This window comes from Acetobacterium sp. (assembly GCF_041752335.1).
In the GTDB taxonomy this organism is placed as follows: Bacteria; Bacillota; Clostridia; order Eubacteriales; family Eubacteriaceae; genus Acetobacterium.
The window spans coordinates 59144-70134 of sequence record NZ_JBGSHG010000030.1; the positions used below are offsets into that span (position 1 = coordinate 59144).

The following is a 10991-nucleotide window of genomic DNA, read 5'->3' on the forward strand; positions in this document are numbered from 1 at the left end:
AAAAATCCCTGTACTCTCTGCAGGATACAAACATATCCCTCGCAACTGACGTATGCGTCACGTCGCAGAATACTCAGAAATGGTTATTTCCTTTGACTGCGCCCTCAGTGGTCCATTTGATGTTCTGCGTTGTGCGAGGCTCTCAGCCTTCCCCGCTCTCTGTAACTGCACGATACACCGTTATCTCCACGTCAACGGTTTGATTGAAGTATTAAATTAGCTAAAGCTTAATCCAAATTGCGGTTTTTGTCAAATTATTTTTTGCTGATAACGCCAACATTTTTAATATTATCCGCATTTTTCCCTGACCAATCGGTGATTAATAATCCTTGGTGCGACTCACGGTTCCATCAGAATACCAGTAAGTCCAGGTGCCGGTCTGGTTATTGTTGGTATACCGGCCTTCAGAGGCTTTTACGCCATTGTCGTGCCATTCCGTCCAAAGCCCTTCCTTGAGATCATTGGTGTAGGTGCCGGTTTCCTGGAGGGTGCCATTTTCATACCAGTAGGAACGGACCCCGTTTTTCAGATCATTGAGATAGACCGTTTCTTCCCGTTTATTGCCATTTTCATACCAGTAGGTGTGGGTGCCAATCCGGAGATCGTTATCAAAACTGCCCTCATAGAAACGGGTGCCATTTTCCCACCAGAACTTTGTCGTACCATGCTGTTTCCCATACTGATACTCGATGCGCTCGCCGATAGTGCCATTTTCATACCAGGCGGTGGCAATGCCATGAATTTTGTTTTCATAATAAGCCCGGGCGTATTTAGGTTTGGTCATTTCCAGATCGTAGTAGAGGCGATAGAGGCCATGGTACCGGCCGGCGCCATCACAATGATAGTATCCGTAATCACCCTGGCTGCTATCCAGTGCTTCCTTGACCAGATTGTTATAATCCGGTTGCCAGCCGCAATTGTAATCGTCGGGTGGGGTGGCGCCTTTTTTCAGTTTTCCCACGGCTTCCTTAAGCTTCACCACTTCTGCATCAATGACCGCCTGACTGTCAGCAGCGGTCAGCTTCAGATTGCAGCCGACCAGATAAGCCTGATAGATATCCCAGCTGTTTTTGGTATAGCTTTGGTTGTCATTATTATTAGGTAGTGAGGCCACTAAGGCATCGTAAAAACTGGTGTCCGAACCAAAAATGATTTCAGCATCAATCACAGCCTTGCGACTTTCATTCATCGCCATCGCCGTGGGCTGCCATTTGGTGGCGGTCACCAGACTCAGGCTCTGCTGACCGACGTTAGGTAAATCCTTAAGCACATAGGGGGTATCTGAATCGATGGTCGCCAACAGTTCCACGTCGTCGTTATCTTTTTTCCTAAACAGGTAGACGGTCACATCAGCGCTGTTCCCATTGGTTATTTTTAAACTGGCTTTTTCACCAATGGCAAAACCTTTGGTGTTGTAACGCAGCAAAATCCGATGACTTTGCGCTGATAAGGGATAGACGTCAGAACTAAACTGATATTTTGTCTGGGTGTAGGGATCATCAACCTTATACGTTTTCCCACCGTCAAATAGGGCATTGGTATGAAGCGCCCAGGTGGTATCCGGCATGGCTTTGGTAAAGTCCCCGGAAAAGAGTTTTTTGACAAAATCCGGCCAGTTATTGTACCAGTTGGGATCATTAAAGCCATCGCTGAAGGCCTTGAATACTTCGTCATCGGATTGCACCGATTTCCAGAGCTTTCCAACCGACTGGGAGCCGTTCTTCTCACTCATATATCTGAGATAAAGCGAGGTGGTGTAAGCGTGAGCATCCTGATTATGACAGGCGGTTTGACCGTCCCGCAGCAGCCCGTTTTTGCCAAACCAGCCGACATTTTCCGGATCCAGTACGGTTGGCCAGAAATCCGGATATTTTTTCATCATTTCAAATTCCATCCAGACTGACGAAGCTTCCTGCAACAGGCTCTGACTCTGGCCATCGCTGGGCAGATACAATTGCTGATAATAATGGAACAGTTCATGAGCCACCGTTGCCCGGATTTGCTGGGCAGCATCGGCGTCCTTAAATTTATTGGCATTGATGCTGATCCAGGCATTGTCAAGCTGACTGGCGCGAGTGTAACCTGAAATTTCCAGATAACCCCAGGCTGCCGCACTTCGACCACCGAGATAGCGGTCAATCAAGCCGCTGAAATCAAAGATGTCCACCGGCAGGGGATTTCGCCCCCCGGCATAGGGCAGATTAACACCAGTTTCGCTTTTAATAAAGGCGTTGCTTTCGATCAAATCCGCTTTTATTTCGTCGATAAGCTGGGGATTGGCTTTGGCCACGGCGACTGGCACCGTCAACTGAAAGCCGTTGAAGGTTTCGGTACGGATGTCCGGCATGACATAAAATAGTAGTTCATAATTGGGAATAGCGGTTTCGATGGTGCCTTCATCCCCAAGAATGGTAACAATATCGGGATTTAGCGAAGGCACCTGGATTGTGGCCATGCCATTGACAACCTCAGCCTTAATCAGCTGGCGGTTGGTGCCTCCGGCATCGGATGACGGCTGGTAGGTACTACTGTGATAAACAGCCACATAGGTATTATCCGGGGTTTCCGGGGTCACAGTAAGCGGCAGTGTGATTTCCAGGGATCCCGACCAGACATCGGGGACACCGTTTAGTTGATAAAAAGCGTCCGCTCCGCCGCCCTCCGAAAGCCGGCTGAACTGAAAGGTACTGGTTTGGGTTAGCACTCCGGCCGGAACAGCCACCGCCGCACCATCGATGAGACTAACCCCTCCGCCTGCAGGCGAGACATCCGCCGCTCCCGTTAAATCCGTCACCACGGCGGTCGTATCCTTAACCAGCCGGATCTCAATTCCTTCTAACCGCAGGCCCCGTCCCTGGGTGCCGGCGATTTCACCATCCTTAGACCATTTGGTTTCCCACCCGACATTCTGGACGTGGGTCCGGTATTCCACTGAATATCCCGGCAGATCAATCAGCTGGATCTGAATCCCCTCCAGTCGCAGGCCCCGTCCCTGGGTGCCGGCGGTAGATCCGTTGATCGCCCAAAAGTGCTCCCACCCGACATCCTGAACGTGGGTGCGATACTCTATCGCCGCGCCGGCCGGCACAGCCCCGGTCAGCTCAATTTCGATGCCTTCGAGCCGGAACCCGTAGCCTTGGGTGCCGGCTACCGCACCGTTTTCGGCCCATTGGGATTCCCAACCGATGTTCTGGATATGGGTATGGTAACGAATACCTATGGCTTCACTAGTATCCATGGCAGCCGCAATCTTTGGCGCCCCGGTCGGTATCAGCAAATCCGTCCCGGCCAAAACCGGGCTGGCACCAAAGCTGGTCAGACATAGTAATATGCCGAGGATTATGGTAACGCTTATCGTTTTCTTTTTCATCTTTTCCCTCTCTTAATCGCTTCGTTCAATTTCTTCTTTAAAATCACTTCTTTAAATTGTTGACCCGCGCAACTGTTGCATGTAAACCTTACCATCAGTAAAGAAGCCTGTCAATTGCGTAAAAATGAACAAATTGTAAATTTTTATCGCAAAATATTATTTTCGTTCCTATTAATAAGCGCAAAAAAGCGCTCCCAAACTGAAGCGCTTTTTTTAATATAACCAGCTGATAAAATCACTGTACTTTCTGATCAGCTCACCGTCAGCTTCATCGGCACAAAGCGGATCCCCTTGTTAATCTGTTCCCCGGCGGTATCCACAAAGCCGAAACGGCGGTATACTTCCACCGCATAGGGGGACGAATTGACCGTCATGACAAAGGGTTTTCCCGGCTGCTGACATTCAAAATCCGCCAGGACAGTATTAAATAAGGCTCGGGCAATGCCCTGGTGGTGATGATTCTTATCAACAAACATCAGCGAGACATGAAAGCGATCCCGGGTGCCAATGACCCCGACAATTTGGTCGCCTTCATAAAAGCCCCACAGTTTCTTATGGCCGGTGGACAGATCCTCGGCCATTTCTTCCAGCTTATAATCCAGATAATCGGTAAAGGTCTGGCGGCCTTCGTCGGTGTAGCCATCGGCAATGAATTCGTGAAAAACCTGATTAGCCAGATCCACCGCCGCTGCTAAATCGCTATTGTCAATTTTTTTAATCATCTAAACCTCTTCTGGGATGTCAATCGGGATTGACGTTCAAATCCCTAATTATTTTTCATTGAGTCGGCCAATTTCACTAAATTAATCGGCTCCGGACAAAAGCCCGGGCTGCTGCTCCGCAGGGCATTCATATAATTGATATCCTGCTCTCCCAGTTTCTGGAAATAACAGTTGATCCGGTGATTCAAAAACAGGTTGTTCATCTGAAACCCAATCGGCACCGGCGCCTCCACGTGTTGATAGACCAGCCCGGTTTCGGTAAACGGGGCCGGATATTCGGCGGCTGGCAGAGTCGGGATAAAATCATGGACATTATAAATCCGGAAACTTTTTTTGATCGCGGCGTTGTAAGACCCGGCAAAATCCTGATCACCGGGTCGGCCTGCAGCATAGGTATAAACAGTCACATCGTTGCGGTCAAGATTAACGACAAAATCCAGGGCCGCCATAATCGACAGATCACCGCCCAGACTATGGCCGGTGATAGTGAGTTTTTTATCCGCGGGCAATTGACGAACCAGCTCAAGCACTTCCTCCCGGAGCGACTGATAGACCCGGGTGATGCCCCGATGGCTTAATCCGGCGTTTTGTGCATAGGGAAAAGGAATCTGGAAAAGATCCAGATCCGAATCCAGATTGGGGGTTGAATCGGAGCCCCGAAAAGCCAGCACCAGCTGATCTAGCGACTCGGCGATAAAACCAAAATTTTCTTCCGTTTTCTCGGTCACTCCGGCCTTACCATTAAATGAAGATCTCAGCTCAAAACCGGCCGGCAGCGCCAGCTGCTGCTGATCAAAAAACGAGTAAGTCTGATAACAAAAACCAGCCATCAAAATGGCATCCTGTTTGCTGTAAGCTTCCGGCAGATCTTGTTGCTTCATTGTATTTCTCCTTTGATTTAAAAATTGCGAACGATAATCCTGGTTTAGCGTTTGTTTTTATTCTTCGCCTGGCGCATGACCTGTTTCATTTCGCCTTTGCTGCCAAACATCTTCTTGATTTTTTCGGCTTCCAGCTGCCGGGAATTGAGCCCTTCGTAGTCCAATTCCTTTTGCAGCTTACGATAGTTTTCCAGTCGTTTGGCCGCGAGGCTTCCGGCTGTAATGGCAGCGCGGACCGCACAGCCAGGTTCGTTGTTATGGCTGCAGTCGCCAAACCGGCATTGTTCGGCCAGGCTTTCAATGTCGGCAAAGGAGCGGGACAGATCGGCGCTGTCCAGATGGAGTTCCCGCATCCCCGGCGTATCAATGACCACGCCGCCGCCAGGTAACAGCAGCAGCTGCCGATGGGTGGTGGTGTGCCGACCCTTGTCATCACTTCGGAGCCCTTTGGTGGCCAGCACTTCGGAGCCGATCAGATGGTTAATAATGGTCGATTTCCCGACCCCTGATGAGCCCAGAAAGACAATCGTTTTACCCGGGGCCAGATAGCCGGCGATCTCGTCATAGCCACGGTTATCGAGACTGGAGCAAACCACCACATCGGTCCCCACCCGGACGGTGGAAATATCACTGAGCCGGGCCGCTAAATCATCACAAAGGTCAGCCTTAGTTAGGACGATCACCGGCCGGGCCATGCTGTTCCAGGCAATCGATAAATAACGCTCCAGCCGGCGCAGATTAAAATCAGCGTTTAATGACATGCAAATAAACACCAAATCAAAATTGGCAGCGACAATCTGAATGCCATTGCCCGTTCCGGCGGCTTTTCGCTCAAACAGCGACTTCCGGCTTAACACCTGATGGATCACCGCATTCCCCGAACCTTCATCGGTCCGGTCGATCATCACCCAGTCGCCAACCACCGGGAAGCTGGTATTGTCTTCGGCATTAAAGACAAACTTCCCCGACACCTCCGCCAGCAATTCGCCCGCTTCACCGATCACCTTATAAAGCTCCCGATGCTGCTCCGTCACCCGGGCCACAAACAAACCACTATACATACTGGCTTCCTGCTTAATCCGCTGGTCTAATCCGTAATTTTCCAAATTTATCTTATTCATTTTTTCCTCCAAATTTTATTATTGTAAACCGTTTGGAGGGCTAAAGGCCTAGTATCGTTCTTTGCCCTCCGGCGTTACGACACTATCCATTTTATTAATATTTTTCATAAATTCTCCTTTTTTTTAAATTCAAATTCCAGCCTGTTAATTAGAGCATATCCCAGTGCCGACAATAGTTACATCATGTTGTACGCATCAAGGCGGACAACAGATTAACAATTGATCGGTACGGTAGCACTGCGTTTCTCGATCAACACCCGGTACTATTATTGTAAATGATTCTTTTTAATCAAGTCAAGGCAAATAAATTGCTTCTTTATGTTAATATTTCAAACTGGCCAAGAAAACAAATGCATTCTTGGTAAAAATCAGATAAAATAGTGAAGTACAACGATTTGACAAAAAACGAAAGGCCTACACAAAATGAGAACTTTGAAATATGCCATCCTTGGATTAATCAACCGGGAAACCATGACTGGTTACGATTTAATGAAAGTATTTAATATGGAGCTGGTCAATTTCTGGTATGCCAAGCACAGCCAGATCTACCCGGAACTGAAAAAACTCACCGAGGAAGGAATGATCACCTTTGAAACCTTACCTGAAGGCGACAAGCTCCGAAAAAAAATCTATTCGATTACCGAAAAGGGCAAACAGGATTTTCACAACTGGCTGTTACAGCAGGATTTACTAGAACCAACCCCAAAGGATATCTTCCGACTCAAAGCTTATTTTATCGAGTCGATGTCCAATGAGAAAATCCTGGCGCACTTTAACTACCAGCTTAAGCAACGTCAGGAAAAATTGTCTAAACTCCAGACCAATATGGAGATTCTACTGGCTACCAAAGATATTTCAACCATTCAGAGCCCGGAATACGGCGACTACATCGTTCTGAAGTCGGCCATCAAGCGCGAAAAATCTTATCTTGAATGGCTCAACGAATGCATCGAAGAAGTCACTACCAACGCCCGGATCTTTGTCGACGAGAGGAGGCCCATATGAGCCCAATCATTTGCCCACAATGCGGCAGCACCAACACCAGCCCGGCGACCCTGCCATTGCTTTATTGCCGGGACTGTCAGATTACTTTCGGTGGTGATCACCGGGAGCTGGTGGCGACGACCCGTCAGATCGTGCTGAACACCTATCAGCAGGGGGCGGCCAGTCAGAATCTGACCTTTACCAAAACGGCTGCCGGGGCCACCATTGAGGGGCCTTTTCTCTGTTATTACCCGGATCTGCCAGAAATTTACATCGACCACCAACAGTGGCAGCAACTGCTGACGGATTTTTGGGGGCTTTATGTCCAGGATTGGAAAGCAGTTTATCGGCCAGATAACGCCCCCGAAAGTGGTGACTGTGCCTTTGGCTGGGATTTAAAAATCAGCATCGCCGATCAGGAACCGCTGATTTCCAAAGGTCAGGATCGCTACCCGCCCTACTGGTCGGCGCTGATGGCACTGTTTACCAGCCTCGGTCTGCCCAATATCGGTAAAGCGCTGGGCCAGAATTTTTTACAGCTTCAGGCCCAGACTCAATAAATCAAACGTTTCTCTTTAAGATATTTTTATAAAAGGCACCTTTGATTTTCAGTAAATATTCTGGGTCTTTATCATAGATTTAACAATTATACCATAGCGTTTCAGTTTAAAATGATTTAGAATGGGGTATAAAATTACGACTGTTCAAAAACAAAAAAAGGCGGAAATCAGGATGAAGATTTTTAACAAGCATTCAATCGGTAATAAAATCACCTCGATGGTGATCATTTTTGTAGCCCTGGCCCTGCTGGTGATTGGCATTGCCGTCACCGTTTTAAGCATCAACACCGAAAACCAGCAAATCGAAGAGCGGATGAACCTCCAGCTCAGTCAGATTATCACCGAGGTCGAACAGTCCCTGGACAATCACAGCAAGGTAGTCAGCAGTTTAAGCAAAACCATTGGCGTCACCGGGACCCAGTTGACCGTTCCGGGATACAACGCGCTGCTGACCCAATATGTGGGACTCAATGCTGACACCTATGGCGCCGGCGTCTGGTTTGATTATAATGGTTATCAACCGGGCATCAAATATTTTGGCCCCTATGCTTATCGCGACGGCGGCACTGTCAGCTTTGCCGAAGCGCTGTACAGCACCGACGACTATGACTTTCCCAATCAGGAATGGTATCTGGCCGGAAAAAATGACAGCGACACCGTGGCCTGGTCGGCCCCCTATCAGGATGAGACCCTGGGGATTTCCCTGGTTACCGCGACCCAAGGTTTTTATGACAGCAACAAACAGTTTAAAGGCGTGGTCACAGGTGATATCGATCTTTCCAGTCTCCAGACCATGATCAGCGCAATTAAAGTCGGCGAAACCGGCCGAGCGTTCCTGGTCGATCAGAACGGCCTCTACATCGCCGATGCTGATATCGCCAAAGCGATGACCGTCAATCTGCTGGAAGATCCCAATGCCAGCCTTGCCGCTCTGGGCGAAAGCATGCTCAGTGGCAAACCGGGTTCCGGGGTATTTAGCGATGATGCCGGCAAAAATAATATCTATTACGCCACGATCCCCGCCACCGGCTGGACCCTGGCGATTATGGAGCCCCAAAGCGAACTCAATGCTCCGATTATGGCCCTGATCTTCCAGCTGATCGGATTGTTTTTATTGACCCTGATCGTGCTCAGCGTGATTATTATCCGACAGGTCAAAGGGGTGGTTAATCCCATCGTGCTGATCACCGAGCTCTTCCATAAGGCTGAATTGGGCGATTTTGACAGCGAAATTCCGGCAACGATCATCAGCCGGGAAGATGAGCTGGGTCAACTGGGCCTGTCCTTCCAGAAATTATCTGAAAATATTCAGGAAAACATTGCCACCCTGGAACAAATTTCCCTGGGGAACCTCAATGTCACCGTTGATATTAAATCGGATAAAGATATCCAGTCAAAAAGTCTGATTGAAGTGGTCGAAAACCTCAAGAACCTCGAAACCGAAGTCGAAATGCTGACCCAATCAGCCACCGACGGGCATTTGGCCATCCGCGGTGATGCCGCCAAATTCCAGGGCAAGTACCGGGATATCGTAGTTGGCATCAACCATACCCTGGATGCCGTGGTCGAACCGCTGACGGTCGCCGCTGATTATATGAATAAAATCAGCCGCGGCGAAATTCCCGCCAAAATTACCGCCACCTATCACGGCGACTTTAATACCATCAAAGAAAACCTGAATTCCTGTATTGATAACATCAATGCCCTGGTGGCCGATGTCAATATGCTGGCTCAGGCCGCCACCGCCGGCCAACTGGAAATCCAGACTGATGCCACGAAGCATAGCGGTGATTTCCGCAAAATCATTGAAGGCTTTAACAATACCCTGAACTCGCTGCTGGCGCCCATCAATGAGGCCCGCCAGGTGATGAATAAAATGGCCACCAATGATTACACCCTGTCCATGAATGGCCGTTATCAAGGCAGTATGAATGAATTTGCTGAAGAAATTAATCTGGTTCATACCCGACTCCTCAGTGTTCAAGATGCCTTTATCCGGATTTCGCTTGGCGATACCAGCCGGCTGGGCGAATTCACGGCTGTCGGCAAACGTTCCGATAACGATAAACTGATCCCCGCGATAGTCGCCACCCTGACTTCCATCGACAATCTGATTGCTGAATCCCGCAACCTGGCTCAGGCCGGGATCAACGGCAACCTCGAAGTCCGCAGCGATGCATCCCGCTTTTCCGGCGGTTACCGGGAAATCGTCGATGGCTTCAACCAGACCCTGGATGCCATCGAACAGCCCATCAGCGAAGCCGCTGTGGTCCTTGAACAAATGGCCGCCGGCAATCTGACCCAACCGATGGAGGGGGATTATCTGGGCAGCTATGCGATTATCAAGAATTCCTTAAACGACACCATGAACTCGCTCAATGAGATCCTCGGCAACATCAATCATTCCGCCGACGAGGTCGCTTCAGGTTCTCGCCAGGTTTCCGACGGCAGCCAGGCCCTGGCCCAGGGAGCCACCGAACAGGCCAGCTCGATGCAAGAGCTTAATGCTTCCATTGAAGAAGTGGCGGTGCAAACCCGGGAAAACGCAGTTAATGCCAACCAGGCCAATCAGCTGACCCTGACCGCCCAGCAAAATGCCGAAAACGGCAACACCCAGATGCAGCAGATGCTTCGTTCCATGGCAGAAATCAATGCCGCCTCAGCGAAGATTTCCAATATCATCAAGGTCATCGATGACATTGCCTTCCAGACCAATATCCTGGCCTTAAATGCCGCCGTCGAAGCGGCCCGGGCCGGACAGCAGGGCAAGGGCTTTGCCGTCGTCGCCGAAGAGGTCCGCACCCTGGCCGGCCGTAGTGCCGAAGCCGCCAAAGAAACCACCGAACTGATTGAAGGTTCCATTTCCAAGGTTTCCGAAGGCACCATCATTGCTAACAACACCGCCGAATCCCTGAATGAAATTGTCGCCGGCGTGGCCAAGGTTGCCGCCCTGGTCAGCAAAATTGATACCGCTTCCAATGAGCAAACCGCGTCCATCAACCAGATCAACAGCGGCATCGATCAGGTTGCCCAGGTTGTTCAGAATAATTCCGCCACTGCCGAAGAAAGCGCTGCCGCCAGCGAAGAACTATACAGCCAGGCGGAACTGCTTAAAAACATGGTCAGCAAATTTGAATTGACCAAGTAAACATCATAAACTAGACCCCCGTGATGCCGTATTCTCAGACGGCATCACGGGGATTTTTTATTTTGCGATCGGGTAGGAGGCTGACCATTAATTGATCAGCCGACCTCCCACACCACCGTACGTACCGTTCGGTATACGGCGGTTCCAGAGTTCACACCGTTACTTGCAGATAATAATCATAAAAATTGGGATATCCTGCCCGCTT

General features: G+C 49.5%; 7 protein-coding genes. 3 read left to right on the top strand and 4 right to left on the bottom strand.

Translation table 11 applies throughout. The features are described 5' to 3' along the window. Positions 1–319: 319 nt before the first annotated feature. The 4 genes from ACEW8F_RS04440 to rsgA all read right to left on the bottom strand — a co-directional run bounded on the left by ACEW8F_RS04440 (position 320) and on the right by rsgA (position 6094). Positions 320–3370 carry a hypothetical protein gene (locus tag ACEW8F_RS04440; RefSeq protein WP_373482266.1) on the bottom strand — a complete coding sequence of 1017 codons (3051 nt, stop codon included), beginning with the start codon at positions 3368–3370 and terminating at the stop codon, positions 320–322. Positions 3371–3621: 251 nt separating this feature from the next. After that, positions 3622–4092, bottom strand: a complete 471-nt coding sequence (locus ACEW8F_RS04445) for a GNAT family N-acetyltransferase (RefSeq protein WP_373482267.1) — start codon at positions 4090–4092, stop codon at positions 3622–3624. Positions 4093–4136: 44 nt separating this feature from the next. After that, a complete protein-coding gene (locus ACEW8F_RS04450) occupies positions 4137–4973 on the bottom strand; it encodes a lipase family protein (protein ID WP_373482268.1) in 837 nt (278 codons plus the stop codon). A gap of 44 nt (positions 4974–5017) precedes the next feature. Beyond that, a complete protein-coding gene (gene rsgA, locus ACEW8F_RS04455) occupies positions 5018–6094 on the bottom strand; it encodes a ribosome small subunit-dependent GTPase A (protein WP_373482269.1) in 1077 nt (358 codons plus the stop codon). Between the two features lie 423 nt (positions 6095–6517). Here rsgA and ACEW8F_RS04460 point away from each other — a divergent pair, with 423 nt between their 5' ends. From ACEW8F_RS04460 to ACEW8F_RS04470, 3 genes are all read left to right on the top strand, one after another. Next, positions 6518–7099: a PadR family transcriptional regulator gene (locus ACEW8F_RS04460; protein WP_373482270.1), complete on the top strand. Its 582-nt coding sequence runs from the start codon at positions 6518–6520 to the stop codon at positions 7097–7099. Then, the gene (locus ACEW8F_RS04465; protein ID WP_373482271.1) at positions 7096–7638 is read left to right on the top strand and encodes a hypothetical protein; all 543 of its coding nucleotides are present in this window, start codon (positions 7096–7098) and stop codon (positions 7636–7638) included. Before ACEW8F_RS04460 ends, ACEW8F_RS04465 begins: the two co-directional genes overlap by 4 nt. 172 nt (positions 7639–7810) lie before the next feature. Next, positions 7811–10786, top strand: coding sequence for a methyl-accepting chemotaxis protein (locus ACEW8F_RS04470; protein WP_373482272.1), 2976 nt, complete (start codon positions 7811–7813; stop codon positions 10784–10786). Positions 10787–10991 lie beyond the last annotated feature (205 nt).

Bases quoted from the DNA above. Each gene is read 5' to 3' on its own strand.
- ACEW8F_RS04440 (WP_373482266.1), bottom strand. From the start codon at position 3,370: ATGAAAAAGAAAACGATAAGCGTTACCATAATCCTCGGCATATTACTA.
- ACEW8F_RS04445 (WP_373482267.1), bottom strand. From the start codon at position 4,092: ATGATTAAAAAAATTGACAATAGCGATTTAGCAGCGGCGGTGGATCTG.
- ACEW8F_RS04450 (WP_373482268.1), bottom strand. From the start codon at position 4,973: ATGAAGCAACAAGATCTGCCGGAAGCTTACAGCAAACAGGATGCCATT.
- rsgA (WP_373482269.1), bottom strand. From the start codon at position 6,094: ATGAATAAGATAAATTTGGAAAATTACGGATTAGACCAGCGGATTAAG.
- ACEW8F_RS04460 (WP_373482270.1), top strand. From the start codon at position 6,518: ATGAGAACTTTGAAATATGCCATCCTTGGATTAATCAACCGGGAAACC.
- ACEW8F_RS04465 (WP_373482271.1), top strand. From the start codon at position 7,096: ATGAGCCCAATCATTTGCCCACAATGCGGCAGCACCAACACCAGCCCG.
- ACEW8F_RS04470 (WP_373482272.1), top strand. From the start codon at position 7,811: ATGAAGATTTTTAACAAGCATTCAATCGGTAATAAAATCACCTCGATG.